22 protein-coding genes and 1 pseudogene are annotated in these 25,922 nt (G+C 71.7%); 11 read left to right on the forward strand and 12 right to left on the reverse strand.

Translation table 11 applies throughout. The annotated features are described in order from the left end of the window. Positions 1 to 14: 14 nt before the first annotated feature. A complete protein-coding gene (locus KM427_RS08105; protein ID WP_252275172.1) occupies positions 15 to 1,067 on the reverse strand; it encodes a mechanosensitive ion channel family protein in 1,053 nt (350 codons plus the stop codon). A gap of 120 nt (positions 1,068 to 1,187) precedes the next feature. Between KM427_RS08105 and KM427_RS08110 the strand changes: the two genes are divergently transcribed. Then, on the forward strand, positions 1,188 to 1,541 hold the full coding sequence (locus tag KM427_RS08110; RefSeq protein WP_215526876.1) for a hypothetical protein: 354 nt from the start codon (positions 1,188 to 1,190) through the stop codon (positions 1,539 to 1,541). Then, positions 1,528 to 1,911, forward strand: coding sequence for a DUF5130 family protein (locus KM427_RS08115; protein ID WP_215526877.1), 384 nt, complete (start codon positions 1,528 to 1,530; stop codon positions 1,909 to 1,911). Before KM427_RS08110 ends, KM427_RS08115 begins: the two co-directional genes overlap by 14 nt. Positions 1,912 to 1,974: 63 nt before the next feature. Here KM427_RS08115 and pepN read toward each other — a convergent pair whose 3' ends face one another. Further along, positions 1,975 to 4,545 carry an aminopeptidase N gene (gene pepN, locus KM427_RS08120; RefSeq protein ID WP_215526878.1) on the reverse strand — a complete coding sequence of 857 codons (2,571 nt, stop codon included), beginning with the start codon at positions 4,543 to 4,545 and terminating at the stop codon, positions 1,975 to 1,977. A gap of 48 nt (positions 4,546 to 4,593) precedes the next feature. On the opposite strand from pepN, the gene chrA reads away from it, so the two are divergent. Both chrA and KM427_RS08130 read left to right on the forward strand, forming a co-directional pair. Further along, positions 4,594 to 5,697, forward strand: coding sequence for a chromate efflux transporter (chrA, locus tag KM427_RS08125; protein WP_252275174.1), 1,104 nt, complete (start codon positions 4,594 to 4,596; stop codon positions 5,695 to 5,697). A 2-nt stretch (positions 5,698 to 5,699) separates the two neighbouring features. Then, a complete protein-coding gene (locus KM427_RS08130) occupies positions 5,700 to 6,314 on the forward strand; it encodes a mycothiol-dependent nitroreductase Rv2466c family protein (protein ID WP_215526880.1) in 615 nt (204 codons plus the stop codon). A 3-nt stretch (positions 6,315 to 6,317) separates the two neighbouring features. Here the strand turns inward: KM427_RS08130 and KM427_RS08135 are convergent, their stop codons facing one another. Next, on the reverse strand, positions 6,318 to 6,992 hold the full coding sequence (locus tag KM427_RS08135) for a GOLPH3/VPS74 family protein (protein WP_183590901.1): 675 nt from the start codon (positions 6,990 to 6,992) through the stop codon (positions 6,318 to 6,320). 22 nt (positions 6,993 to 7,014) lie between these two features. On the opposite strand from KM427_RS08135, the gene KM427_RS08140 reads away from it, so the two are divergent. Continuing rightward, positions 7,015 to 7,557, forward strand: coding sequence for a TIGR03086 family metal-binding protein (locus tag KM427_RS08140; protein ID WP_215526881.1), 543 nt, complete (start codon positions 7,015 to 7,017; stop codon positions 7,555 to 7,557). A 127-nt stretch (positions 7,558 to 7,684) separates the two neighbouring features. Next, entirely contained in the window at positions 7,685 to 9,478 is a 1,794-nt protein-coding gene (metG, locus tag KM427_RS08145) for a methionine--tRNA ligase (RefSeq protein ID WP_215526882.1), read from the forward strand. Positions 9,479 to 9,602: 124 nt separating this feature from the next. Here the strand turns inward: metG and arfB are convergent, their stop codons facing one another. From arfB to KM427_RS08160, 3 genes are read right to left on the reverse strand one after another with little or no spacing between them, the layout of a single operon-like run. Next, positions 9,603 to 10,031, reverse strand: coding sequence for an alternative ribosome rescue aminoacyl-tRNA hydrolase ArfB (arfB, locus tag KM427_RS08150; protein WP_215527557.1), 429 nt, complete (start codon positions 10,029 to 10,031; stop codon positions 9,603 to 9,605). Continuing rightward, a complete protein-coding gene (locus KM427_RS08155; RefSeq protein WP_183590897.1) occupies positions 10,031 to 10,399 on the reverse strand; it encodes a YrdB family protein in 369 nt (122 codons plus the stop codon). The genes arfB and KM427_RS08155 overlap by 1 nt, the downstream gene beginning before the upstream one ends. Further along, positions 10,399 to 10,806 carry a CoA-binding protein gene (locus KM427_RS08160; RefSeq protein ID WP_215526883.1) on the reverse strand — a complete coding sequence of 136 codons (408 nt, stop codon included), beginning with the start codon at positions 10,804 to 10,806 and terminating at the stop codon, positions 10,399 to 10,401. Before KM427_RS08160 ends, KM427_RS08155 begins: the two co-directional genes overlap by 1 nt. Before the next feature lie 159 nt (positions 10,807 to 10,965). On the opposite strand from KM427_RS08160, the gene KM427_RS08165 reads away from it, so the two are divergent. After that, positions 10,966 to 11,814: a hypothetical protein gene (locus KM427_RS08165; protein WP_215526884.1), complete on the forward strand. Its 849-nt coding sequence runs from the start codon at positions 10,966 to 10,968 to the stop codon at positions 11,812 to 11,814. 85 nt (positions 11,815 to 11,899) lie between these two features. On the opposite strand, the gene KM427_RS08170 is transcribed toward KM427_RS08165, so the two are convergent. Beyond that, entirely contained in the window at positions 11,900 to 12,568 is a 669-nt protein-coding gene (locus KM427_RS08170; RefSeq protein WP_215526885.1) for a TetR/AcrR family transcriptional regulator, read from the reverse strand. 83 nt (positions 12,569 to 12,651) lie between these two features. Here KM427_RS08170 and KM427_RS08175 point away from each other — a divergent pair, with 83 nt between their 5' ends. The 3 genes from KM427_RS08175 to KM427_RS08185 all read left to right on the forward strand — a co-directional run bounded on the left by KM427_RS08175 (position 12,652) and on the right by KM427_RS08185 (position 17,694). Beyond that, the gene (locus KM427_RS08175; protein ID WP_183590894.1) at positions 12,652 to 13,824 is read left to right on the forward strand and encodes an acyl-CoA dehydrogenase family protein; all 1,173 of its coding nucleotides are present in this window, start codon (positions 12,652 to 12,654) and stop codon (positions 13,822 to 13,824) included. A 408-nt stretch (positions 13,825 to 14,232) separates the two neighbouring features. Beyond that, on the forward strand, positions 14,233 to 15,246 hold the full coding sequence (locus tag KM427_RS08180) for an AAA family ATPase (RefSeq protein WP_215526886.1): 1,014 nt from the start codon (positions 14,233 to 14,235) through the stop codon (positions 15,244 to 15,246). A 9-nt stretch (positions 15,247 to 15,255) separates the two neighbouring features. Then, positions 15,256 to 17,694 carry a S8 family peptidase gene (locus KM427_RS08185; protein ID WP_215526887.1) on the forward strand — a complete coding sequence of 813 codons (2,439 nt, stop codon included), beginning with the start codon at positions 15,256 to 15,258 and terminating at the stop codon, positions 17,692 to 17,694. A 293-nt stretch (positions 17,695 to 17,987) separates the two neighbouring features. Here the strand turns inward: KM427_RS08185 and KM427_RS08190 are convergent, their stop codons facing one another. Continuing rightward, the gene (locus KM427_RS08190) at positions 17,988 to 19,439 is read right to left on the reverse strand and encodes an MFS transporter (protein WP_215526888.1); all 1,452 of its coding nucleotides are present in this window, start codon (positions 19,437 to 19,439) and stop codon (positions 17,988 to 17,990) included. A gap of 334 nt (positions 19,440 to 19,773) precedes the next feature. Between KM427_RS08190 and KM427_RS25465 the strand changes: the two are divergent. Then, positions 19,774 to 21,066 (forward strand): annotated as a pseudogene (locus KM427_RS25465) (bifunctional DedA family/phosphatase PAP2 family protein); the annotation flags it as partial. Between the two features lie 90 nt (positions 21,067 to 21,156). On the opposite strand, the gene KM427_RS08205 reads toward KM427_RS25465, so the two are convergent. Genes KM427_RS08205 through KM427_RS08220 form a run of 4 tightly spaced genes read right to left on the reverse strand, consistent with a single transcriptional unit; the run spans position 21,157 to position 25,904 of the window. After that, on the reverse strand, positions 21,157 to 21,906 hold the full coding sequence (locus KM427_RS08205; protein ID WP_215526889.1) for a PIG-L family deacetylase: 750 nt from the start codon (positions 21,904 to 21,906) through the stop codon (positions 21,157 to 21,159). A 5-nt stretch (positions 21,907 to 21,911) separates the two neighbouring features. Next, entirely contained in the window at positions 21,912 to 24,107 is a 2,196-nt protein-coding gene (locus KM427_RS08210; protein WP_215526890.1) for a glycosyltransferase, read from the reverse strand. Next, positions 24,104 to 24,880, reverse strand: a complete 777-nt coding sequence (locus KM427_RS08215) for a polyprenol monophosphomannose synthase (RefSeq protein ID WP_215526891.1) — start codon at positions 24,878 to 24,880, stop codon at positions 24,104 to 24,106. The genes KM427_RS08210 and KM427_RS08215 overlap by 4 nt, the downstream gene beginning before the upstream one ends. A 43-nt stretch (positions 24,881 to 24,923) precedes the next feature. Further along, positions 24,924 to 25,904 (reverse strand): phosphatase PAP2 family protein, encoded by a 981-nt coding sequence (locus KM427_RS08220; RefSeq protein WP_252275177.1) that lies wholly within the window; start codon positions 25,902 to 25,904, stop codon positions 24,924 to 24,926. Positions 25,905 to 25,922: the final 18 nt, after the last annotated feature.

A 25,922-nucleotide genomic window follows, 5' to 3' on the forward strand; every position in this document is an offset into this window, starting at 1 on the left:
CGCTGCGCGCCTGCTCAGCCATCGACGGCGGGCTGCTCCCCTGCGGGGGAGGAGCCCGCCGTCGTCGTCTCGGGCTCGTCGGGCGTCGGCGCCTCGCGCTGCCAGACCACCCGCTGGGGGAGCGCGATCTCGATGCCCTCGTGATCGAACCGGGACTTGATCCGCTGCCGCAGCGCCCGCGCGACGCCCCACTGCTCCATCGGCGCGGTCTTCAGCAACACCCGCAGCGTGACGCCGTCGGGGGTGAACATCTCGACTCCCGTGACCTCCGGCTCCTCGATGACGATGCCGCGGAAGTCGTCGTCCTGCCACAGGTCGTGCGCGACCTCGCGGAGCACGCGCTCCACGCGGGCCAGGTCCTCGTGGTAGCCGACGTTGACGTCGACGACGGCCCGGGACCAGTTCTGGCTCATGTTCCCGACCCGCAGGATCTCGCCGTTCGGCACGTACCAGACCGTGCCGTTGAGATCGCGCAGCCGGGTGACCCGCAGGCTGACCGCCTCGATGGTGCCGCTGGCCTCGCCGAGGTCGACGACGTCGCCCACGCCGTACTGGTCCTCGAAGATCATGAAGATGCCGGACAGGAAGTCCTTGACCAGCGACTGCGCGCCGAAGCCCAGCGCGAGGCCCAGGATGCCCGCGGAGGCGATGATCGGGGCGATGTTCACGCCCAGCTCGCTGAGCGCCATCGTGCCGAAGATCGCGATCAGCAGGCCGGTGATCACGCTCTTGAGCAGGTCGCCCATCGTCTTGGCGCGCTGTACCCGGCGGGTCTGGGTGGCCAGGTCGCGGGCCTCCGCGCTCCGCGCGGCCTTGCCGCGCAGGCCGAACCTGCTCATCTTGTCCGGCAGCATCCCGTCCTCGGCCCGGGACACGAGCCGGTCGACGAGACGGTGCAGTACCCAGCGCACCACGAGGAAGAGGATCAGCAGCCACAGCAGCGCGAGGGGCTTGCCGATCACGACGTCGGAGATGTTGGCCAGGGTCTGGTTGCCGGTCCAGTCCTCCACCACGTTGCACAGCTGCTCACCGGCGGCGCACTGGTCGCTCATCTCGAAGCCGAACATGGCCACCATGTCTACCGCACCGACCAAGGGTGCGGCAGGTCCGGTGCGACGCTCGGACGCCGGGTCGGGGTGCTGTGCCCGAGGGGCGGGTGACGGCCGTCACCGGATACCCTTCTCATCGTGACCACCAAGCTCGCCCGCCGCGTCCGTCGTACCTCCGTCGTGCTCCTCGCCGGGGCGCTCGTCCTCGCCGCCGGTGCTCCGGCGGGCGCCGACGTGCCCGTCGGCTGGAGCGACCCGGCGCCGGTCGACCCGGTCGAGGCGGCCCTCGTGTTCGCAGGCATCCCGCTGCTGATGTTCTTGGTCATCACGGCGCTCGTGGTGATCCCCGGTGTCGTGAAGGGCGAGCGGTTCACGCCGGGCGGCCAGGCCACCGAGGACCAGTGGTTCGGCGGCCCGCGCTCCGGCACCGCCGAGCTGCCCGCTCCCGACGCCACGGAGTCGCAGGCCGGAGGCGCAAGTGGGCGTTGGTGAGTTCAACGGCGCCGAGCGCTTCCAGATCGACGAGGCGATCCGCGCGGCCGAGCAGGTCTCGCGCTTCGAGTTCAGCGTCTTCGTCGGTCGCTCGGGTCCGGACTCCCGTGGCTTCGCCACCCAGCTGCACGGCGCGCTCGTCGCGCCCGAGCGCAGCGTGATGATCATGCTCGACCCGGCGGCCCGGGTGCTCGAGATCGTCACCGGCGCCGTCGTCCGCCGCTCGCTGACCGACCAGGAGGTCGAGCTCGCCGCGCTGCAGATGCGGACGTCGTTCGCCGACGGCGATCTGGTCGGCGGCCTGCGCCGCGGCATCCAGATGCTGGCCGACCACGCCCGCGCCCCGGAGGCCCTCCACACCGAGTCCTGAGCGCTCGGTCCTGATGGCCGAGTCGGCGCCAGTTTCCGGAAACTAGCGCCGACTCGACGTGCGTCAGCGGGAAACTGGCGCCGACTCGGCGTCCTTGGCCTGGGCGGCCAGTGCGCGGGCGACGTCGGCACGGCCCTCGTTGACGTACCGCTTCGCTGCGGGGTTGGCCGAGGACGACTCGAGCCAGGCGTCGACCCGGTCGAGCAGCTCCTGGCTGGCGAGCTGGCGCGGGAAGATGAACTCCAGCGCGGTCGACGCCCGCTGGGTGCCCTTCTCCTCCCACATGGTGTCGGCGGCCGCGAGGTACTTCTCGACGTACGGCGCGAGCACGTCGTCCTGGCCGACCCGCTGGAAGGCGAGCACGACGCTGCGCTGGGTCTCGTTGGCGACGTCGTCGCGCACCATCGCGAGGTCCCACGCCTCGGCCTTGGCCTCGGCGGTCGGACGCGAGGCACGGGCCGCGGCCGCGTGCTCCTGGCCGGAGATCGTGTTGTCGGCGGCCGCCTCGGTCTCGATGCGGTTGCCCTCGCGGCCGTTGACGGCGAGGCCGGTGATCAGCGACCAGCGCAGGTCCTGGTCGACCGCGAGGCCCTCGACGACGAGGCCGCCGTCGAGCAGCGCCTCCAGGTCCGCGATCGCCTGGTCGCTGTGCGCGACGGAGGCGTAGGTGCGGACGAAGGTGAGCTGCTGGTCGCTGCCCGGCGCTGCCACGAGCAGCAGCTCGCGCAGGCCGCTCTCGAAGCGGGCGCGCAGCGCGACCCGGTTGTCCGGCGCGGCGAACTGGTTCACCGCCTGCAGGGCGTACGTCGGGATCCGGCTGACGCCCCAGGCGTCGGTCTCCTCGCCGATGTTCGCGAGCACCAGCGCGACGTAGTCGGTGGCCGACATCTCCGCGTCGCGGGTCATGTCCCATGTGGCGCCCCAGACCAGCGCCCGGGCCAGCGAGTCGTCGAGCTTCGACAGCCCGGCGACGACGGTGGCGAGGGAGCGCTCGTCGAGGCGGATCTTCGCGTAGGTCAGGTCGCCGTCGTTGAGCAGCAGCAGGTCGGGCTGCCGCTGGCCGACCAGCTCGGCGACCTCGGTGTGCGCGCCCTCGACGTCGATCTCGACGGACGTGCGGCGCACCAGGCGGCCTCCCACCTCGTCGTACAGGCCGATGCCGATCCGGTGTCGGCGCAGCGTCGGCCAGTCGGGGTGCGCGCTCTGCCGCACCGCGAAGGTCGCGTAGCTGCCGTCGCCGGCCAGCTCGAACTCCGGCGCCAGCGTGTTCACGCCGGCGGTCTGCAGCCACTCGCCCGCCCAGCCGGTGAGCTCGCGGCCCGACGCCTTCTCGAGCGCGGCGAGCAGGTCGCTGAACTCGGAGTTGGCGTACTCGAAGTCCTTGAAGTACTGCCGCAGGCCCTGGAGGAACGGCTCGAGGCCGACCCAGGCGACCAGCTGCTTGAGCACCGACGCGCCCTTGGCGTAGGTGATCATGTCGAAGTTGACCTCGACCGCGCGCAGGTCGTAGTTGTCCGCGGCGATCGGGTGGGTGCTCGGCAGCTGGTCCTGGCGGTAGCCGGTCTGCTTGCGGGCGTTGGCGAAGCCGGTCCAGGAGTCGACGAACTCGGTGGCCTCGACCTCGGCGTGGTAGCAGGCCCACTCGGCGAACGACTCGTTGAGCCAGAGGTCGTCCCACCACTTCATGGTCACCAGGTCGCCGAACCACATGTGCGCCATCTCGTGCAGGATCACCGAGCAGCGGAACTCGTAGAACGAGCGCGGCTGGCGGCTGCGGGGGAGGTACTCGTCGCGCAGCGTCACGCAGCCGGCGTTCTCCATCGCGCCCATGTTGTACTCCGGCACGTAGAGCTGGTCGTACTTGCCGAAGGGGTACGGGTAGTCGAAGGCGTCCTCGAAGAACGCGAAGCCCTGCTCGGTCAGCTTCACGAGCTCGTCGACGTCGAGGTGCTCGACCAGCGACTGGCGGCAGTAGTGGCCGAGCGGGATGTCGCCGTGCTTGCCCCGGTAGACGTGCTGGACCTCGTGGTACTCGCCGGCCACGATCGCGGTGATGTACGTCGAGATCGGCTTGGTCGGCGCGAACCGCCAGACCGCCGTGCCCTCGGCCGCTGGCTCCGGCGCCGGCGTGGGGGAGTTGGAGACGACCTTCCAGTGGTCGGGCGCGGTCACGGTGAAGGTGAACGGCGCCTTGAGGTCGGGCTGCTCGAACGTCGTGTAGACGCGGCGGGCGTCCGGCACCTCGAACTGCGAGTAGAGGTAGACGCGGTCGTCGGCGGGGTCGACGAAGCGGTGCAGGCCCTCGCCCGTGCGCGAGTAGGTGCAGTCCGCCCGGACCACCAGCTCGTTGTCGGCCTGCAGGCCCGGAAGCGCGATCCGGCTGTCGGCGTACGCCGTGGCGGGGTCGAGCGACTCGCCGTTCAGCGTGATCTCGTGGACCGTCGCGTCGACGAGGTCGGCGAACGTCTCGGCACCGGGCTCGGCGCAGGTGAACCGGATGGTGGTGGTCGAGCCGAAGGTCGTGCTCTGCCCATTCGTGGCCGTCGTGAGGTCCAGGTCGATGGAGTACGACGTGACGTCCAGGAGGGCGGCGCGGGTGGCGGCTTCGTCCCGGGTGAGGTTGGTTCCAGGCATGTGCGTCATCCTTGCACTGTGCTTCCCCCGACCGGAAAAGGCCGTGAGGTGGCTCTGGTCTTCCTGCGTCTCGGCACGATCGCGTTCGGCGGCCCGGTGGCGCACATCGCGATGATGCGCGAGGAGCTGGTGCGCCGCCGCGGGTGGGTCACCGACGAGCGGTTCGTCGACCTGATGAGCGCGACCAACCTGATCCCCGGCCCGAACTCGACCGAGCTCGCGATCCACCTCGGCTGGGACCGGGCCCGCTGGCGCGGCCTGGTCGCGGCCGGTGTCTGCTTCATCCTGCCGGCGGCGGTGATCGTCACCTTCCTGGCCTGGCTGTACGTCGAGCACGGCGACACCCCGGGCGCGGAGTGGGTGCTGCGCGGCGTCGTGCCGGCGGTGCTGGCGATCGTCGCGTGGGCGCTCGTGGGGCTGCTTCCGGTCGCCGTGAAGAGCCGGTGGCTGGGCCTGCTGGCCGCCGCCGCGCTGGCGGCGTACCTCGTCGGCGTCAACGAGCTGGTCGTGCTGCTTGCCGCCGGTGCGATCGCCGCCGGCGCTCGGCTGCTCGCCACGCGGCGGCCGGGCCACGGCATGCTGCTGGCGCCGTTGACCGTGCTCTTCCCCGACCCGACGGCGGGTCAGCTGACCCAGCTCTTCCTCACCTTCCTCAAGATCGGGTCGGTGCTCTACGGCAGCGGCTACGTGCTGCTGGCCTTCCTCGAGGGCGACCTGGTCGACCGCCTCGGCTGGGTGACACAGCAGCAGCTGCTCGACGCGATCTCGATCGGACAGGTGACCCCAGGGCCGGTCTTCACGACGGCAACGTTCCTCGGCTACGTGGTCGCGGGCCTGCCGGGGGCGCTGGTCGCGACGGTCGGGATCTTCCTGCCGTCGTTCCTCTTCGTCGGGCTGCTCACCCGGATCACCGACCGGCTCCGGTCCTCGCCGTGGACGTCGGCGATCCTCGACGGCGTGAACGCGGCGTCGCTCGCGCTGATGGCCGGGGTGTCGTGGCAGCTCGGCCGGGCGGTGATCGTCGACGGCTGGGCGGTGGCGATCTTCGCGGTGGCCCTCGTGCTGCTGTGGCGGACCCGGCTCAACAGCGCCTGGTACGTCGCCGGCGGTGCGCTGGTGGGAATAGGTCTCGGACTGTCCGGATTGAACTGAGTATGACCACGCAGCCCACCCGCGGAGCGGACTTCTGGTTCGACCCCGCCTGCCCCTTCGCCTGGATCACCTCGCGGTGGATCCTCGAGGTCGAGAAGGTCCGCGACATCGAGGTCACCTGGCACATCATGAGCCTGGCGTACCTCAACCAGGACAAGGACATCCCCGACGAGTACCGCGAGTTCCTCGCCACCGCGTGGGAGCCGGTGCGGGTGCTGATGGCCGCCGAGGAGAAGTACGGCAAGGAGGTGCTGCTGCCCCTCTACACCGCGATGGGCAATCGCATCCACCTCGAGAAGCAGGACCGCGATCGCGCGATGATCGAGGCGGCCCTCGAGGAGGCCGGCCTCGACCTCTCCCTCGCCGACGCGATGGACGACGCGTCGTACGACGAGGCCATCGCGGCCTCCCACCGGCGCGGGATGGACCAGGTCGGCAACGAGGTCGGCACGCCGACGATCGCCTTCGACGGGCGCGCGTTCTTCGGGCCGGTGCTCAGCAAGGCGCCGCGCGGCGAGGACGCCGGCCGGATGTGGGACGCGTTCGTGACGCTCTCGCGCTACGACCACTTCTACGAGCTCAAGCGCAGCCGCACCGGCGACCTCGACTTCAGCTGACGATCACGAGGAGCCGGCGGCGACCGCGCCGCCGGCGGCGATCATCGCGATCGCGGCCGTCGACGCGCTGATCGCGTCGCGGACCGCCTTGGCCGCCCAGGCGCCCTCGCTGATCTCCTTGGCCCGCTTGCGGACCTCCTTGGTGGGCAGCCCGTCATGGTCGACGACCTTGTGCGCCTTGTCGATCGCGCTCAGCAGCGCGACCAGCGCCCCGGTGCGCTGGTCCGGGGTCAGCCCCTGTACGAGCGCACCGGTGAGCGCCCGGCGTACCTGCTCCTCGTGGCCGGAGTCGACCGCCGGCCAGCGGGTGCGCGGGAAGAGGCCCAGCACCCGGCCCTCCTGCCGCTCGAGGACGCCCCGCTCGACGAGCCGGTCCGCCAGCCGCTCCTTGAGTCCCTTGCCGAGCCGGTCGACGAGGTCCTGCGCGGTGCGCGGCTTCTCCGCGACGACGTCGTACGCCGCGCCGAGGATGTCGTCGTCCGGCCGGTGCGCCGCGACCGGGGACACCTTCGCCGAGCGCCAGACGCTGGTCTTCTCCTCGACCTCCACCGCGCCGTCGAGCGCGAGCTCGACGAGCACGGCGCCGCCGAGCGCGGTCTGCGGATAGGCGGTGGTGACCGTGCCCTTGTCGTCGTCGAGCACGAGCAGCAGCAGGTCCTCCGCGATCAGCGTGGTCATGCTCCGACGCTACGATAAGGCCATGGCCGACGCCGACTGGGGCGACGAGGTACGGGTGCTCGCGAAGGCACTCGACCAGGCCGGCGACGTCCTCGACCAGGTGCACCCCGACGCGCTCTCGCGGCCCACGCCGTGCGGCGACTGGGACGTGGCCGCACTCGCCGATCACCTGATCGCGGCACCGGGTCGGTTCCTGACGATGATGCGGGGCGGTCAGCCCGACTGGGCGGCGCCGCCCGCCCACGTCGCAGAGGGCTGGGGCCCGGCCTTCCGGGTGGCCGGGGACGACCTGATCCACGCATGGCACGAGGGTGTCGCCGCCGCTCCGGTGAGCGCCGACTGGCAGACCGCCGAGATCGCCGTCCACACCTGGGACCTCGCGACCGCGATCGGCGTACCGGTCGACCGGCTCGAGCCCGAGGTCGCCGCGCGGGGGCTCGCGTTCCTGCGCGCCCACCTCACCGCCGACAACCGCGCCCCGGCGTTCGGCCCCGAGCAGTCGACGCCCGACGACGCCGGGCCCTACCAGCAGCTCGCGTCGTTCGCCGGCCGTCAGGTCCGGTGAGCGCGCGCGGACGTCATACGTTCCGAGCAAGCGGACACACTGTCCGTATGACGTCCCGCGGCGGGCCCGGCCGCCCACCGCCGGACGCGGCCGGAATCGGCTGGCGCCCGATCCCTAGGATTGCCCCATGAGCAGAGTCCTGTCCGCAGTCGCCTGGCCGTACGCGAACGGCCCGCGCCACATCGGCCACGTGGCCGGTTTCGGCGTGCCCTCCGACGTCTTCAGTCGGTACATGCGGATGGCCGGCCACGACGTGCTCATGGTCTCCGGCTCCGACGAGCACGGCACGCCGATCCTGATCGCCGCCGACGAGGCCGGGCTGACCCCGCAGCAGCTCGCCGACCGGAACCACCGGATCATCGCCGAGGACCTCGCGTCCCTCGGCCTGACCTACGACCTCTACACCCGCACCACGACCCGCAACCACCACGCGGTGGTGCAGGAGCTGTTCCTCGGCGTCTACGAGAACGGCTACTTCGTCGAGCAGACGACGTACGGCGCGATCTCGCCGTCCACGGGCCGCACGCTGCCCGACCGCTACATCGAGGGCACCTGCCCGATCTGCGGGTACGACGGCGCGCGCGGCGACCAGTGCGACAACTGCGGCAACCAGCTCGACCCGCACGACCTGATCGACCCGCGGTCGAAGATCAACGGCGAGACGCCGGAGTTCATCGAGACCCAGCACTTCTTCCTCGACCTGCCCGCGCTGGCCGAGGCGCTGGGGGAGTGGCTCGACGGTCGAGAGGCGACCGGGCTGTGGCGGCCGAACGTGATCCGCTTCAGCCAGAACATCCTCCAGGAGATCAGGCCGCGGGCGATGACCCGCGACATCGACTGGGGCATCGCCGTGCCGCTCGAGGGCTGGCGCGAGAATCCGACGAAGAAGCTCTACGTCTGGTTCGACGCCGTCATCGGCTACCTGTCCGCCTCGATCGAGTGGGCCCGCCGGCTCGGCGACGACCAGCGCTGGCGCGAGTGGTGGAACGACCCCGACGCGCTGTCGTACTACTTCATGGGCAAGGACAACATCACCTTCCACAGCCAGATCTGGCCGGCCGAGCTGCTGGCCTACTCCGGCAAGGGCGCGAAGGGCGGCACGCCGCGGCAGTACGGCGAGCTCAACCTGCCGACCGAGGTGGTGTCGTCGGAGTTCCTGACGATGGAGGGCAGGAAGTTCTCCTCCTCCAAGCGCGTGGTGATCTACGTGCGCGACCTGCTCAGCCGCTACCAGCCCGACGCGTTCCGCTACTTCGTGGCCGCCGCCGGCCCGGAGAGCCAGGACTCCGACTTCACCTGGGCGGAGTTCGTGCGCCGCACCAATGACGAGCTGGTGGCCGGCTGGGGCAACCTGGTCAACCGCACGGCGACGATGATCGCGAAGAGCTTCGGCGAGATCCCGAAGGCCGGCGAGCTCACGCCGGCGGATCAGGCCCTCCTCGACGCGACCGAGGCGGCGTTCGGGACCGTCGGCGAGCTGATCGCGCGCCACCGGCAGAAGCAGGCGATCGGCGAGGCGATGCGCGCCGTGGCGGAGGTCAACAAGTACGTCTCGGACACCACGCCGTGGAAGCTGAAGGGCGACGACGAGCGCGAGCGGCTCGGCACGATCCTGCACGTCGTCGCTCAGTGCGTCGCGGACCTCAACCTGGTGCTCAGCCCGTTCCTGCCGTTCGCGGCCAACGAGGTCGACCGGGCGCTCGGCGGCCCGGGCGACGTCGCGCCGATGCCGCGCATCGAGGAGGTCGACGACCTCGACGGCGGTGCGCCGTACCCGATCATCACCGGGGAGTACTCCGGCTTCCCCACCTGGGGGCGGCGGCAGATCGTGCCCGGCACGCCGATCGCCAAGCCGACGCCGATCTTCACCAAGCTGGACCCGACGATCGTGGACGAGGAGCTCGCGCGGCTGGGCGGCTGAGCCCTGCCGGGTTTCGGCTGCTGGCAGCCGCAACCCGCACGACACGCGGGCACGGCGCGGCGTGTCGTGCGGGTTGCGCCTGCCAGGTGGGAGGTTGAGTGACCGGTGTGACCGATCTGGCAGGTCAGGTGTCGCGCACCCGGCCGCGCAGCGACTTGGTCTCGCCGCGCTGGCGCTTGGCGTCGAGGCGGCGCTGTTGCGAGCCGCGGGTGGGCTTGGTCGGTCGTCGCTTCGGGGGTGGCGGGGCGAGGGCGGTGCGGACCTGCTCGGCGAGGCGCTCGCGGGCCGCGACCCGGTTGCGGTGCTGCGAACGGTGCTCAGCGGCGACGATCCGCAGCGGCTGCGCCGGCAACCGACTCAGGAGTCGGCTGCGCTGGTGGTCGCTGAGCACCGCGGAGGCACCGCCGTCCCACTCGAGCTCGACGCGGCTGTCGGTGGTGTTGACCGACTGCCCGCCCGGGCCGGGTGAGCGGCTGAAGCGCTCGACGAGCTCTGCCGCCGGGATCACCAGACCGTCGGGGATGCCCGGCCCCGGCGCCACCCGCAGGTCCATCACGCCGCGGGCTCGCGCATTGACCGCGCCTGCTCCGGGAGCCGGGCGATCGCCGGGACCTGCGCCAGCGCGTTGACGACGACCGAGAAGACGAGCAGACCGATCGCCAGCTCGTGCCGACCGATGTCCCAGAGCGCGAGCGACGCGAGCCCGAACACCACGATCTTGACGACCGGCCGGCGCAGCGACCCGCCGTACCGCGCCCGCGGCGAGGCGAAGGCGAACCAGACGGTCATCGCCACCAGCGGCAGCAGCCAGACGAGCAGCCACTGTGGTGACTGCTGCCATCCCCACGCCCCGAAGGCGGCGACGGCGAGGATCTCGTCGACGAAGACGAGCAGCAGCACGCACCAGCCGAACGCCACCATCAGCGGCGGGCCCACTCGATCGCGGGGCAGGTGTCCATCACCATCGGCACGCCGGCGGCGACCGTGCGCACGAAGGCCTCCTCGTCGACGACGCCCAGCTGGAACCAGACCCCGCGGGCGCCGATCGCGACCGCCTGGTCGGCGACGTCGCCCGCGGCCTCCGAGCGCCGGAAGACGTCGACGACGTCGATCGGGAAGGGGACGTCGGCCAGCGACGCGTAGCCCTGCTCGCCGAGCACGGTCGCGGCCGAGGGATGGATCGGCACTATCCGCTTGCCGCGGTCCTGGAGCAGCGAGGCGATCGAGTACGCCGTGCGCGCGGGGTTGCCCGAGAGGCCGACGACGGCCCAGGTCTGGCAGTCGTCGAGCATGAACCTGACCCACTCCGGGTCCCGCCAATCCGCCATGATCCGAGCCTAGGCCGCATCGCCAGGAGTCGGGATTCCGGACATCGGTCGAAAGAAAACCCAGGGGTGTATGTCCCCGGGCGGATTCACGGGTTAGTGTGACGCCCGTCTCTGCTACCAACCGGTAGCGAAACGAGTTGCTCGGAGGGAGCACACTTCATGAACCTTCGTCGCCTCACCGCCCGCACCGCCGTCGCGGGCGTCGCCACCGCGGTCGCCGCCGGCGCCCTCGTCGGCATCAGCGCTACCGCTGCGAACGCCGTCGAGAACACGACGACCTACGCCTGCACCGCTGCCGGCTCGCCGGTCGGCGACTTCGCGCTCAAGGTCTCCACCCCGGTGGTCCCGCCGACCGCGACCGCCGGGCAGAGCTTCCCGCCGGGTCTGCTCAGCCTCGACGCGGCCGTGACGATCCCCGCGACCCTGGCGCCCACGCTGGGCGGCGCGGGTGTCAACGGTGGCCGCGTCGACGACTACGCCGCGACGCTCGGCACCACCACCATCAAGGCGCCGCTCAAGTTCGGTGCACCCGCCCCGAACCCCGACGGCAGCGTCACCATGACGGGCACCGGCGCCAACGAGGCCTTCACGCTGCCGGCGTCCGGTACCTACAAGGTGCAGCTGCCGTCGTCGTTCGTGTTCACTCCGACGACCGCCGCCGGCGACTTCCCGGTCACCGTCGCCTGCACCAGCGCGGCCCCGGGCGACCTCGGCTCGGTCGAGATCACCAAGGCCGACTCGGCGCTGAAGGCCAAGGTCAAGAAGGCCGGCAAGAAGTACCAGGTCACCGTCAAGGTCACCCGTCTCGACGAGCAGGGCGACCCGGCGACCGGCAAGGTGACCGCGAAGTACGGCAAGAAGAAGGTCACCAAGAAGGTCGCCAACGGCAAGGCGACCATCAAGCTGCCGAAGGCCGCCGCCGGCAAGAAGGTCAAGATCTCCTACAGCGGTGACGACTACGTCGCCAAGAGCAAGACCTCGGTGAAGATCAAGAAGGCGAAGAAGTGACCTCTCGTCACTGACGCACCACGTCGAACGCCCGGCCGGATCACCCGGCCGGGCGTTCGCGCGTCTCGGGTACGCCGCGGCCGGGTCAGCCCCCCGGGGTCAGCAGCGCCCGTCGTACCTCGCCGACGACGGCGTCCACGTCGGTCGTCCCGGTGGTGACCACGACCGTGACCGGGCCGGGGAGGTCCGCCCGTCGGGGCTCCAGGCCGGTCAGGGCCAGGTCGAGCGCGGCGCTCAGCGCCGCCTCGGGATCCTCGGTCTCGCCCCGCAGCCAGGACCGGAGCACGTGGTTGTGGGCGGTGATCACCGACGAGGCGGTCAGCTCGGCCCGCAGCGCGGCCTCCGGAGCGTCGCCCAGCCAGGCGCGGAGGTGGTGGCTGAACAGCCGGAAGTAGCGGTGCACGCTGGCAAGCTCGCGGTGCCGCAGCGGGGCGACGGTCCGGGTGAGCCGGTAGCGCTGGCGCGCGGTCTCGCCCTCGGCGAGGTAGTGCGCGAGCACGATGCCGGAGGCCTCCTCGAGCGCGGTACGTGCGGTGGCGGCGGTCCCGGTGGCGAGCCGGGCGCCGACCTTCTCCAGCAGGCCGTCGTGGTCGGGGAAGACCACGTCCTCCTTGGTCGGGAAGCGCCGGAAGAACGTCGTCCGGCCCACGCCGGCGCGCGCCGCGATGTCCTCGACGCTGGTGCTCTCGAACCCCTGCTCGGCGAAGAGCGTCATCGCGGCGTCGACGAGTCGGCGGTTGGTGGAGGCGGCCATGGCGGGACCTTACGTTGGCGGGATCAAGTCCTGGATATATGGTACGGAGTACCGTTCGTCATCTCGACCCGGAGGTCACGGCCATGAGCGCCGAGTTCCCGATGTTCGCCCTCTCCGAGGAGCACCAGGCCGTCCGCGCGGCGGTCCGCGACCTGTGTGACGCCAAGGTCGCGCCGTACGCCGCCGACGTCGACGAGCACGCTCGCTACCCCCAGGAGGCGGCCGACGCGCTGCTGGCGGCCGACTTCCACGCCCCGCACGTGCCGGAGCAGTACGGCGGCGCCGGGGCCGACGCGCTCGCGACCGTGATCGTCATCGAGGAGGTCGCCCGGGCCTGCGCCAGCAGCAGCCTGATCCCCGCGGTGAACAAGCTCGGCTCACTGCCGGTGCAGCTGGCCGGCTCCGAGGGGCTCAAGCAGCGCTACCTGACCCGCCTCGCCGCGGGCGAGGGCGGCTTCTCCTACTGCCTCTCCGAGCCGGACGCCGGCTCGGACGCCGCGGGCATGAAGACCCGCGCGGTCCGCGACGGCGACGACTTCGTGCTCAACGGCGTCAAGCGGTGGATCACCAACGCCGGCGTCTCGGAGTACTACACCGTGATGGCCGTGACCGACCCCGAGAGGCGGTCGCGGGGGATCTCGGCGTTCGTCGTCGAGAAGTCCGACGCCGGCGTCTCCTTCGGTGCGCCGGAGAGGAAGCTCGGCATCAAGGGCAGCCCGACCCGGGAGGTCTACCTCGACAACGTGCGGATCCCCGCCGACCGGATGATCGGGGCGGAGGGCACCGGCTTCGAGATCGCCATGCGCACCCTGGACCACACGCGCGTCACGATCGCCGCGCAGGCCGTCGGCATCGCCCAGGGCGCGCTCGACTATGCGCTGGGCTACGCCCAGGAGCGCCAGCAGTTCGGCAAGCCGATCGCCGACTTCCAGGGCCTGCAGTTCCTGCTCGCCGACATGGGCATGAAGGTCGAGACCGCTCGGCAGATGACCTACGCCGCCGCCGGCAAGTCCGAGCGCGGCGACTCCGACCTCACCTTCTTCGGGGCGGCCGCGAAGTGCTTCGCCTCCGATGTCGCCATGGAGGTCACCACCAACGCCGTCCAGGTGCTCGGCGGCTACGGCTTCACCCGCGACTACCCGGTCGAGCGGATGATGCGCGACGCCAAGATCACCCAGATCTACGAGGGCACCAACCAGGTGCAGCGGATCGTGATGGCCCGCCAGTTGCTCTCCGGGGTGCAGTCGCAGCTGTAGGCACGAGAATCACCAACCCTGTAAGGGATCCGAGCACACGGTGGCACCGTGGCTCTCCTAACGCTAGTCCTAGCAGGCCACGCCGTCGAGGGCACCTGTCGGCATGGTTAGGCACTCGCCAGAATGGGGTTGTGTGACGCTTGTGTGCCGCAGCAGGGGCCTATGGAGCGGGCCAGTTGGGCCGCTGCCGGCGAAGAGCGGGCGCGTCTCCGCGACGAGGTGCGGGGCGCTCGACCGACGCCCACGGCACGCTGTCGGTGGACAGCGAGACGATGTCGTCGACGACGGTCGTCAGGCGGCGCTCCGTCGTCATCGGAAGTAGCGCCGGAGCCGGGTGAGGCAACTACACTCAGGCGCGTCACCGCTCCGCGGACGGATCCGGCAGTCGAAGGTGGAGGAGGCGAGGAGATGGCGAGAAGCGACCAGCTCAAGGAACTCTTCGCGGCGTACTCGCGGGCCGACGACGGATCGTTTCGGGAGGTTGCTGGCCGGATCATTTCGGACGAGCGCCGTCGCGGCCATCGGCTCCTCGCGAGCGACCTCGAGCACGCCCTGAATCGCGATGCGCTATCGATGACCGAGGGTGCACTCTCGCTGCGGCCGTTGCCCAAGGACCGCGACGACCGCCCGCTTCTGACGCTGGCCAAGCCGGCGCACGAACTGGGCGACCTGGTGCTGGCCGCCGATACCGTGACGGCGATCGGTGAGATCGTCGAGGAGAACCGGAGCAGGTCCCTTCTTGCGAGCTTCCGCCTTCTGCCACGGCGGCGGCTCCTCTTCATCGGCGACCCAGGAACGGGCAAGACCGCATCGGCTCACGCGATCGCAGCTGAGCTCAGCCTCCCCGTGGCGAGTGTGGCCCTGGCTGCGCTCGTGTCGTCCTATCTCGGCGAGACGGCCAAGAACGTCGAGTCGGTCGTACAGTTCGCCGAACTCACGCCGTGCGTGCTTGTCTTCGACGAGTTCGAGTCCGTAGCGGCGGAACGCGGGGTGGGGAACGACCACGCCGAGCTGCGACGGGTCATGGCGACGGTTCTGCAGTTGATCGAGGAGATCGGCGGCGAATCGGTAGTGGTTGCGACTTCCAACCATCCCGGCTTGCTAGACAGCGCCATCTGGCGTCGCTTCGACGACGTGATCTCCTTCTCGCCGCTCAACATCACGGGCATCGAAGCGCTCCTCCGGCTGCGCCTCCAAGGTGCGCCGCACCGGCTGGGACTGCGCAAGTGGGCCACGAAGTTGAAGGAGTTCACGCCAGCCGAGGTCGAGCTGATCGCTCTCGACGCGCAACGGCGGTGGGTCCTCTCAGGCGCGAAGCTGCTCGCCGACGAGCACCTCTCGGCCGCGTTCGAGCGGCGGCAGCGCGCCACGCCGACCGCGCAAATTCCGAATCCGCCGACCAAGAAGGCAAATCGTTCGTAGCATGCCGGGGTGTCCGAGCAGTTGTCGCTCATCGAGCCCCAACGGCACACCCACCTTCGACTCGCTGCAGCCACCGACCCTGGCCCGCGCCGAACGCGCACGCCCGGTCGTGGCGGCGCTCCCGCCTACACAGATCGTGAACGCCATGCTGAAGACCTGGGCCGTCAGGTCAGCACCATCGCCGATGAGCATCGCCGCCGCTCCGAGGTCTTGGGCGTCGATCCCGAGCTGATCCTGGTTCTGGAGATCAACGGGCCGCTCGACCCGGCGGACGTCGAGCGGGCCGGGCTCCGTGTTCTGGAACTGCGCTCGGACCGCGCGCTGGTGGCTTTCGCGCAGGACCCGGAACTCACCGAGTTCGTGCGCCGCAATGACCTCTACATGCAGGGCACTCGCGGATTCACCGACAAGGGATACGAGCGGGCCGCCGAGTACGAGACGCTGTTCGACAAGATCGACGCTCTTCGCCCGATTGGCTCGCGCGACCTGATCGGTGTCGAGCTGGCCCGCCACCTGGACGAAGGACCGGACCCGGGTGAGGTTGTGCGCCTCGAGATCAACTGCTGGTGCTCCGAGGACGCTGGAGAGGCGCAACGTCGCAACGCCGACGTGGCTGCCGCCGTCGGACGTGCCGGCGGTACGGTTCATGCCACCTCGGTCCGCGCCACTGCGGGTTGGTCCGTGGTCTGCTGCGACCTGCCGGTGGGCATGCTCGAGGAGGTACTGGCGACCGACCGGATCAGCTGGGTCGACCTCATGCCGAGCCCGATGCTGGACGCGCCCGAGTTTCTCTCCGCGACGCCCGAGTCGCTCCCGCTCGCCGTAGCCCCGAGCTCAACGGCTCCGATCCTGGCCGTCATCGACAGCGGAATCCGGTCAGCGCATCCGCTTCTCGCTCCGGCCGTGATCGCGGCCGAGGCTGTGGGAGAGGGAATCGCCGACGGCGGCGACGAGAGCGGACACGGAACGCTCGTCGCGAGCCTCGGGCTCTACGGCTCTCTGGAGGAGCCGCTTGCCACCCGGAGTCCCGTCGTCCCTGCCGGGCGGCTGCTGAGTGTGCGAGTCCTTGATCGCAACGATCGGTTCCCCGACGACCAAGCCTGGCCGGACCTCCTCCTGGAGGCGATGACTGTCGCAGCCGAGGCAGGGGCGCGAGTGATCAACCTGTCCCTGGGAGACAGCCGGCGTCCCTACGCCGGACCGCGCCCGACGCCCATCGCCGCGATGGTCGACCAGTTCATCCGCTACCACCAAGACGTCGTTGTCGTGACCTGCGCCGGCAACTACGACTCTGGGCAGCACGACTTGGGCCGCCTGCGGTCGAACGACTACGTCGCCGACCTTCTCACGCTGCCCGAACCCGGCATCCTCGATCCGGGCACTGCCGCCCTGTCCCTGACCGTTGGCGGCCTAGGCGGCGGCCATCATCAAGGCGTGTTCGTGCGGGCCTCCGCCGACAAGGTCGTGGTCGGCGGACCAAACCTTCCGAGCCCGCATACTCGGGTTGGGCCGGGCCCGATGGGCGCGATCAAGCCCGAGCTGAGCGCACCGTCGGGGAGCGCCGTTGTGGACACCGTAGTGGGACGGGAGGACCGAGGCAGCACGCTCGGCAAGGTCGTCGGGGCCGGAGGCAACGCGCCCGACCGGCTACTCGCGGCCGGGCGAGGAACGAGCTACGCGGCGCCGCTTGTCAGTCACGGCGCGCTGCGTGTGCTCGGCCAGTACCCGGAGCTGAACGGCAACAGCGTCCGCGCGCTCCTGCTCGTTGGCGCCGACCAGATCCCGACCTACCTCGACTCCGGCGCTCCCGCTCGTCAAGATGAGCGACGCCTCACCGGGTACGGACGGGTGTCGCCCGAACGGTCCGAGATGTCCGACGATCATCGAGTTGTGCTCCTGAGCCAACACACAATCCGAGTGAACCAAGCGCACTTCTACCGTGTCGCCATACCGAGCAGCTTCCGCGTCGCCGGCGGTCGTATCGACCTATCAGTCGCATTGGCGTTCGACCCGCCTGTTCGAGTCACCCGGTTGGACTATCTGGCGAGCAAGATGAGCTTCCAGGCCTTCCACGGTCCCTCTCTCGAGGAGGTCCGGCTCGCGTACGTCAAGGCAGCAACCGAAGAAGACCTGGAGGACGACGTCGCCCTGACCCCGTCCGGCTTGCGCGGCCGGCTCGACCTTCAGCCGGCGGATACCGAGCGGAGCCGCGGAGCGAACCAGCTCGGGCGCTACGTCCGCCATCAGAAGGTCGCCGACGACCGGCCGGATGAGCTCGTGATCGCTGTCCGCAACCAGAACCGCTGGGACGTCGACAACGCGGAGCAGCGATACTCCCTGGCCGTGATGCTCCAGCGGGACACAGGGCACCCGAGCATCTACGCCGAACTTCGCGCCGAACTTGAACCGCTCGTTGAGATCGAGATCGAAGCAGAAGCCGGGTTCTGAACCCACGAAAACCGAAGCAGCGAAGCGTTCGCGCAAGTCCCGACCGACACCACGCCGGACCGCACACAGCGGGCGTGCCGGTGTGACACCGGTGTGCCGCCCGGAGGTAAAACCGCAGGTCAGGCGCCGGAATGCCCCGGGATCGGCTACCACCCAGATCTATGAGGGCACCAACCAGGTGCAGCGCATCGTGATGGCCCGCCAGCTGCTCGCCGGAGTGCAGAGCAAGATCTGAGCGCGGGACCGCGACTGCCGCCGGACCCGTGAGTCCGGCGGCAGTCGGCAATGCCGCGTCAGACCCGTGACGCGGCTGCTGGCGACGCCTGGTCAGTGGGTGCCGTCGGCCCTGGCCGGAGGAGCGCGGCCGAGGTGACGGCGCCGGCGAGCGCGACGACGGCGGCGGCGAGGAACGCCGCGGAGTAGCCGTCGGTCCGGGCCACCGGGTCCGTCGCCGCGCTCGCGCCGGCGGCGGCTGCGACGGCGGTGATGACGGCCAGGCCCAGGGCGGAGCCGACCTGGTAGCTGGTGTTCACGATGCCGGAGGCGAGACCGCCCTCGTCGGGGGCGGCGGAGGTGATGGCGGTGCCGAGGGACGGGATGAACGCCAACGCCATGCCGAGTGCGGCCACCAGGGAGGCGGGCAGGACGTCGACCAGGAAGCTGCCGTCGGGATCGACCCGGGAGAGCCAGCCGAGGCCCACGGCGAGGATGGCCAGGCCTGCGACCGTGGTGCGCTTGGGCCCGATCGTCGCGATGACGCGCGGAGCGATCAGTGCCATGCCAACCATGATGAGTGCGGTCATGGGCAGCAGCGCCGCGCCGGAGGGGAAGGCCGAGTAGCCGAGGACCTGCTGCAGGTAGAGGTTGAGGAAGAACCACATCGGGACCCAGGCGGCGCCGAGCAGCGCTTGGGCGAGGTTGGCGGCACCCAGGTTGGGCGCGGCGAAGATGCCGAGCCGGACCAGCGGCTGGGCGGCCCTGGCCTGGCGGACCACGAACGCGACCAGCAGGACGGCGGCGAGGCCCAGAGTGGCCCAGGTACGCCAGGAGCTCCAGCCGACCTCGGGTGCGGAGACGATGCCGTACACCGCCGCCGCGAGGCCGCCGGTCACGGTGACCGCGCCGAACACGTCGACCCTGACCTGGGAGCCGATGCGTCCCGCGGGGAGGAGCGAGGGCGTGACGGCCAGGATGACGGCCGCGATGGGCAGGTTGATGAGGAACACCCACGGCCACGAGGCGTACTCGGTCAGCACGCCACCGAGGAACACCCCGGCGGTGCCACCGGCCGGCGCCGCGGCGCCGTAGACCGCGAGGGCCTTGGTCAGTTCGCGGGGCTCTCGGCCGAACAGCATCATCAGCATGGTCAGAGCGGCGGGCGCGATCAGCGCTGAGCCGGCGCCCTGGAGAGCGCGGCCGGTGAGCTCGACGGCGACGTTGCCGGCCAGGCCGGCGACCAGCGAGCCGGCGGCCAGGACGACCCACCCGGCAGTGAAGACGCGGCGGGCGCCGTAGAGGTCGGCGAGCTTGCCGCCGGCGAGGAGGAGCCCGCCGAACGCGATGACGTAGGCGTTGAAGACCCAGGTCAGGTTCTCCGGAGAGAACCCGAGGTCGTCCTGCATCTGCGGGAGCGCGACGCCGATGATGGAGGTGTCCATGATGACCATGAACTGGGCCGCGGCGATGACGGCCAGGCCGAGCCATCGGCGTTGCGGTGGCGACGGAGCGGTGCTCGTGTCGGACATTTTCGGTCTCCTGGGGTGGTGGCGTGTCCCCGCCGGGCCCCGTGCTTCGGGTACCCCATGGGGGTATGAATCTCTGACGGATCGAGAACATACCCCGGAGGGGTATATGGCGCAAGCATGTCGTCGCCGGAGATCGGGGTCGAGGCCGAGCCGCGGGTGGCGCCTCGGCCCGGCTCTTCATGCTGCCTTCATCCGCGGGTTCCTACCTTCGAGGCGTGAAGGTCGTCGGGCTCGTCGCCACGGTTCCGGGTCGGCACGCCTGGAGGCCGGCTCGCCCGGCGGCCTTCCCGACCTCGCCTCCGGGCCGGATCTCGTGAGCCGGGGGAGTGAGGCCATGACCGACCGTGTCGCCGCGCTGCTGCTGGGGTTCCCGGCCTGGGCCGCTCTCGTCGCCGTGTTCGCGCTCCCCGCGCTGGAGTCCTCCGCCTTTGTCGGGTTCGTCTTCCCGGGCGAGATCGCGCTGATCCTCGGCGGGCTGCTGGCCCAGCAGGGCCGGGTGGCCCTGGTCGCCGTGCTGGCCGCGGGGTTCGCGGGGGCGGTCGTCGGCGACAGCGTGGGGTACGCCGTCGGCCGTCGCTACGGTCACCGCGTCCTCGGCGGCACCCTCGGCCGGTTCGTCGAGCGCGACCGCCTCGACCGGGCGGAGCGCTACCTGGCCGCCCGGGGCGGTCGCGCGGTCTTCCTCGGCAGGTTCACCGCGGCGCTGCGGGTGATGATCCCGGGAGCCGCGGGGATGGTGGGGATGCGGTACCGCACCTTCGCCGTCTACAACGTCGCCGGCGCCGCGGGCTGGGTCGTGCTGTCGGTGCTGCTCGGCTACCTGGGTGGCCGCAGCTGGCAGCGCGTAGAGCACGTCGCCTCCCGGGTCGGCCTCGGTGCGCTGGTGCTGCTCGTGGTCCTCCTCTCCGCGGGGGTGGCCTGGCGCCGGGCCCGGCGTACGTCCGGCGCCGCCGTGCTCGTGCGGCTGCGGGACGGCGACCCGGTCCGATGGGCGGGTGCTCGCTTCCCCCGCACCGCCGGCTGGATCGGTCGCCGGCTGGACGGCGGGACGGGTCGCGGGCTCGCCGCGACCGCGGCCGGGGTGGTGCTCGCGGTGCTGACTTGGTCCTTCCTCGCGATCACCCAGGACGTCGCCGGGCACGACGAGCTCGCCGCCGATGATCCCGGCATCCACGACTGGGTCGTGGCCCATCGCGTGCCCGCGCTCGACGCCTTCTTCCGACTCGTCACGCACCTGGGCTCGAACGCGGTCCTGGTGCCGCTGCTGGTCATCGTCATGGGCACCGTCGGGTGGCGGCTGCGGACGTGGCGGCCGATCGTCACCACGGCGCTCGTGTACGGCGTCGCCGCCGTGCTCCACGTCGTCGTCGGAGCGTGGCTGCAGCGACCGCGACCGCCGGCGACCGACTGGATCGCACCCGCGTCGGGCTGGTCCTACCCCTCGGGCCACACCGCCCAGGCCTGGGTGGGCTGGGGCATGCTCGCCCTCGTCGTGGTCGGGTACGCCGGACCCGGGCTCGGCCGCGAACGGCGCCGGCTCGGCACCGCGGTGACCATCGGTGCGGTGGCCCTCGCGGTCGTGATCGCGATCCTGGTCAGCCTCAGCCGGGTCTACCTGGGCGTCCACTGGCCCACCGACGTGCTGGGCAGCACCACGATGGGCCTGGCGCTGCTGGCCGCGGTGGTCCTGGAGCGGCTGCTCCGGTCCGCCGGGAGGTCAGGCGACCTCGACGAACCACTCGGTCCCGAGCACGCGTCCGGACAGCGGCCGGGGCAGCGCGAGCAGCAGGGTGACGGTGCGCAGGCCGCCGGTGCGCTGCGAGGCGTGAGCGGCGAGGGAGGCGCGCTTGGCGGCGAGGTCGGGGCGCACGTCCACGGCGAGGCCGATCGCTGACCGCTCGGAGAAGATCTCGTCACCGGGGAGCGTGATACCGCGCAGCAGCGACGCGAACGGGCGGACGAGCCGGAGCAGCCGGACCAGCCAGGTGCGGTCGACCGTGGCCTCCAGCAGCAGTGGCCGGGTGGCGGCGAGATCCTGCGCCCGTCGGGCCACCCGATGGACCTGGACGTGGTCGGGGTGGCCGTAGCCGCCGTTGGCGTCGTACCCGGTGAGCACGTCGGCGGCCTCGGCGTCGAGGACGGCGGCGACGGCACGGGCGGCGTCGTCGACGGGGACGTCGGCGAAGCGACGGACGTCATGGGTGGGTCGCCCGGCCATGCCGGAGTCGGCGTGGCCGAGCCACACCAGCCGGGCCGCGCCGATCGCCGCCGCGGACGCCGCCGCCTCGACCCGCCGTGCCTGTGCCAGCGAGGCGGATCCGGGGCGGGGCGCGGCCAGTCCGGCGCCGCCGTCGGTCGCGAACACGAGCACCACCCGGTCGCCTGCCGCCGCTCGCTGGGCGAGCCAGCCGCCGGTCAGCAGCGCCTCGTCGTCGGGATGCGCGTGCAGGGAGACGATGGTGGCCACCGCGGTCAGGCCTCCATCGCCACGAGCGGCGGCAGGGCGCCGAGAGCGGGCTGTGCCGCACGCGTCCGGCTCCTCGCCAGCTCGTACAGCTCGGCGGTCCGGTCGAGGGAGTCCGACCAGTCGCAGCCGGGGGCGACCGCGCGGTTGTGGGCCGCGATCCGCTCGCGCAGGTCCCGGTCGCGCACCAGGTCGGCCAGCGCGACGGCCAACTCGGCGTCGTCGTCCACGAGGATCCCGTCGAGCCGGTCGCGGACGAACTCCCCGACCCCGCCCCGGCGGCTCGCGACCACGGGCAGACCGGCGCAGCGCGCCTCCAGGGCGGCGATCCCGAACGACTCCCTCGGCGCCGGAGCGACGTAGATCGAGGCGCCGGCCAGCTCGTCCCGGACCTGGTCGCGGGTCAGGCGGCCGGTGATCCGGACCTGCTCGTCGAGACCGTGGCGGCGCACGGCGCGCTCCACCCGGGCCCGCAGCGGGCCGTCGCCGACGAGCACCAGCCGGAGGTCGTCGCGACCGGTCAGCCGGCGCACCCGGGCGAACATCCGCACCAGCTGCACCGGGCGCTTGCGCGGCATCAGCCGCATCACGCTGACGATGGTGAGCGGGGTGCCGGGGCGCCCCGGTCCGGCACCCGGGCCCGGCGGGCGCCACGACGCGACGTCGATCGCGTTCGGCAGCACCGCGACCCGCTGGTGGCCGAACGACCGGTTGAACGACCGGCCGAACGTCTCCGCCGCCGCGCCGCTCACGGCCGACCAGGCCACCGGCCGGTGCCGGAGCCCGGCCAGCGCGGCGAGTCGGAGGATCGCGCCGGGGCCGCTCCACATCGAATGCACGGTGACCAGGACCGGGACGCCGGCCCGAGCCGCGGCGCGGGCCACGCCGACGCCGTACGGCGAGAACATCGACAGGTGCACGTGCGCGACGTCGTAGCGGCCGACCGCGACGCGTGCCTGCGCCGCCGAGAGCCGACGCACCCAGGAGGGATCGGCGCCGTCGGGCATCGTGGGAGTCAGCACCTCCGCCTCGAGACCGAGCGCTCGCTGGTGGCGCACGAGGTCGTCGACGTGGGTCTCGATCCCACCCAGCCGCGGGAGGAAGACGTCGGTGACGTGGGCGATCCGGCGCGCCCGGCCGGTGCCGACGAGCGCGGCCGCTACGGTCGATCGCCGGGCCGACCAGCGCTGACCGAGGAGCCACACGCCGAGGGCACCGCTGCCGACGGGGATCTCGACGGCGAAGATGAACGCGCGATAGAGGACGGCGGCGCCGGCCGCGCTCGCCGGGTCGCCCCCGAGCGCGATCAGCACGCCGACCAGGCCGAGGTCGGCGATGCCGATGCCGCCGGGGGTCAGCGGCACGATCGTCAGCGCCCGCTCGACCGCGAACGCGGCGAGGATCTCGGGCCAGGTGTTCCCGCCGCCGGTCAGATGCAGGCAGAGCCCGAGCAGCAGCCCCTGCAGGGCCACGTAGCCGGCGATCCCGACGGACATGCGCAGCCAGCCCTGGGCGACCAGCGCGGCGCACTGGGCCCGGACGTCGAGCAGAGCCGCGGCCAGCCCCAGCTCCCGCTCCCGACGGACCAGTCGCAGCACCCGGCGTACGGCGGCCTCCAGCGCGCGACCGACCACGTCGGCACCGCGCGGGCCGACCAGCACGTACGCCGCGCCGGCCACCATGGCGACGAAGCCCGCGCCGGTGAGGGCCGCCGCGGCCTGCACCGGCGGTGTGAGCCGCTCCCCGGCCTGCGCGAGCGCGACCACGGCGATCACGGGCAGCAGCAGCTTGGAGCCGACGTCCCAGAGGTTCGTGAGGAAGGTGTAGCCGGTGAACGCGCGGCCGTCGATCCCCCAGGTGCGCATCATCCGGCGGTTGAGCTCGACGCCGGCGGCACCCCCGAGCGGCACCACGTTCGCGAGCGCGCTGCCGGTCAGGTTCAGGGTGAGGGCGCGACGATGCGTCAGGCTGGGCGCGGCCGCGGTCAGCACGAAGGAGTGGACGTAGAGGCCCAGGAACCACAGGCCCGCCAGCGCGAGCGCCGCCGGCCAGTGGAGGGATCCCAGCACCGGCAGGAGGCCGTGCCAGGAGACGTCGACGGTCCGGGGCAGGACCGCGACGACCAGGGCCAGCGCCACCGCCCAGGAGAGGAGGAACCGGAGCCGCGCCAGCGGATCGGTGCGGGAACGGGTCCCGGCCCTCATGCCTGCGCCACGTCCTTCGGTGCGGCCGCCGGCGGCCGGAGGGTGGTCGCGGCGCGGACCAGCTCGCCGATCCGCCAGCGCAGGACGAGCGAGGCCGCCTCGCTCGCAACGGCGCCGGTCATCTTGGAGTGCCCGGCGGTGCGCTCGGTGAAGGTGATGGGGAGCTCCGTCAGCCGCAGTCCGTGGCGTTCGGCGTGCCAGGTGTTCTCGACCTGGAAGCCGTATCCGGTCGATGCCGTCGTCAGCACGCCGGCCGCGGTGACGGCGTCGGTCCGCCAGGCGCGGAACCCGGACGTCGTGTCGCGTGTGCGCAGTCGCAGCACGCCGCGGGCGTAGGAGTTGGCCGCCCAGGACAGCGCCCGGCGCCGGGCCGGCCAGCCCTCGGTGCGGCCACCGGCCACGTAGCGCGAGCCGACCACGACGTCGCTCGAGCGCAGCAGCTCGAGCATCGCCGGCACGACGGACGCCGGGTGCGAGCCGTCCGCGTCCATCTGCACGATCGCGTCGTACCCGGCGTCGACGGCGGCCGCGAACCCGGCGCGGTAGGCGGCGCCGAGGCCGTCCTTCGCCGGTCGTGCGAGCAGGTGGACCCACTGGTCGAACCCCGGGTGCGCGCGGACGATCCGCTGTGTGCCGTCCGGGCTGTCGTCGTCGACGACCAGGACCTCGAGGGAGACGCCGGGCGCGTGGGGGCGGACGGCCCGGAGAGACTCGAGGAGATCCCCGATGGTGTCGGCCTCGTTGTACGTCGGGACGACGATCACGCAGCGCATGGTCGGAAGGTAGGTCGGTGTCGATGAAGGGAGCATGAAGCCGTCAGCGGGCGTCGTCGCCGGCTCGTGCCGACCGCCGTCCCGCCGCTCGCGGGGGTCGCCGGCGTACGCCGACGGTCAGCGGACCGAGCACCCAGGCGAGTGCCGCGATGGCCAGGCCCGCGGGGAGATCGACGGCGAAGTGCCAGCCGAGATAGACCGTCGCGACCATGGTTCCGGCGAGGAAGACCGCCAGCACGACGGTGGTGCGGCGCATCCGGTGCCACCACGCGAGCCCGAGGATCGTGGCGGTGACGGCGACGTGGAGGCTGGCGAACGCCGACACCTGCGCGAACGCGTCTGGGGCGTGCGGGTGCGCGAGCAGGTGGTCTCGCTGCGCCAGGTAGTCGGCCTGGGTGTCCTGGACCGGGAGGTGCGGCAGGCCCGAGAAGTCACCGGGTTCGGCGTGGAACGGTCCCAACGACGGGATCGCGTAGTAGGTCGCGGTGCCGAGGATCCATACCCAGACGAACGCCGCGATCCCGGCGTACGCGTCCCGCATCCGTGGGGCCAGCACGACGGCGGCCGGGAACGCGACGACGACGAGCGTCGCGAAGGCCTCGTACCAGACCATCAGCACCCAGGCGGCGGCCTGCTGGCCGAGCAGGTCGTGCAGGAGGACCGCCGGGCTGTGTCCGAGGAAGAGCCAGTGGTCCCATGCGGTGAGCATCGCGTCGCGCGGGGCGTTGAAGACGTCCCAGCTCTTCAGGTTGTGATAGGTGAAGTACGTCGCGTGGTAGGCCAGCAGCGCCGTCCACGCGAGGGCCACCCGCCCCCAGGTCCACCGGGCGCGGACGGTCGACCACCCGCGCCGCACCGACCGTGGGTGGTCGGTGCGGACGAGCCCGTCCAGCGCGACCAGCCCGAGGAAGATCGCCGACGTCAGCGCCACGCGACCGACCAGGTAGGCGCCGTGCGGGTCGCGGAAGGGAATGCCGAGCCGGGCCGACCGGGCGATCCCGACCCCGATAAAGCACACGACCACGGCCCAGAGGCGGGCGGC

It is taken from the genome of Nocardioides sp. LMS-CY (genome assembly GCF_018732145.1).
GTDB lineage: Bacteria > Actinomycetota > Actinomycetes > Propionibacteriales > Nocardioidaceae > Nocardioides > Nocardioides soli.

Bases quoted from the DNA above. Each gene is read 5' to 3' on its own strand.
- KM427_RS08165 (WP_215526884.1), top strand. From the start codon at position 10,966: ATGAACCTTCGTCGCCTCACCGCCCGCACCGCCGTCGCGGGCGTCGCC.
- KM427_RS08210 (WP_215526890.1), bottom strand. From the start codon at position 24,107: ATGAGGGCCGGGACCCGTTCCCGCACCGATCCGCTGGCGCGGCTCCGG.
- KM427_RS08155 (WP_183590897.1), bottom strand. From the start codon at position 10,399: ATGGTGGCGTTCGGCTGGTGCGTGCTGCTGCTCGTCTTCGTCGACGAG.
- KM427_RS08160 (WP_215526883.1), bottom strand. From the start codon at position 10,806: ATGGCGGATTGGCGGGACCCGGAGTGGGTCAGGTTCATGCTCGACGAC.
- KM427_RS08215 (WP_215526891.1), bottom strand. From the start codon at position 24,880: ATGCGCTGCGTGATCGTCGTCCCGACGTACAACGAGGCCGACACCATC.
- KM427_RS08105 (WP_252275172.1), bottom strand. From the start codon at position 1,067: ATGTTCGGCTTCGAGATGAGCGACCAGTGCGCCGCCGGTGAGCAGCTG.
- KM427_RS08130 (WP_215526880.1), top strand. From the start codon at position 5,700: ATGACCACGCAGCCCACCCGCGGAGCGGACTTCTGGTTCGACCCCGCC.
- pepN (WP_215526878.1), bottom strand. From the start codon at position 4,545: ATGCCTGGAACCAACCTCACCCGGGACGAAGCCGCCACCCGCGCCGCC.
- arfB (WP_215527557.1), bottom strand. From the start codon at position 10,031: ATGGACCTGCGGGTGGCGCCGGGGCCGGGCATCCCCGACGGTCTGGTG.
- KM427_RS08170 (WP_215526885.1), bottom strand. From the start codon at position 12,568: ATGGCCGCCTCCACCAACCGCCGACTCGTCGACGCCGCGATGACGCTC.
- KM427_RS08140 (WP_215526881.1), top strand. From the start codon at position 7,015: ATGGCCGACGCCGACTGGGGCGACGAGGTACGGGTGCTCGCGAAGGCA.
- KM427_RS08190 (WP_215526888.1), bottom strand. From the start codon at position 19,439: ATGTCCGACACGAGCACCGCTCCGTCGCCACCGCAACGCCGATGGCTC.
- KM427_RS08135 (WP_183590901.1), bottom strand. From the start codon at position 6,992: ATGACCACGCTGATCGCGGAGGACCTGCTGCTGCTCGTGCTCGACGAC.
- KM427_RS08180 (WP_215526886.1), top strand. From the start codon at position 14,233: ATGGCGAGAAGCGACCAGCTCAAGGAACTCTTCGCGGCGTACTCGCGG.
- KM427_RS08175 (WP_183590894.1), top strand. From the start codon at position 12,652: ATGAGCGCCGAGTTCCCGATGTTCGCCCTCTCCGAGGAGCACCAGGCC.
- metG (WP_215526882.1), top strand. From the start codon at position 7,685: ATGAGCAGAGTCCTGTCCGCAGTCGCCTGGCCGTACGCGAACGGCCCG.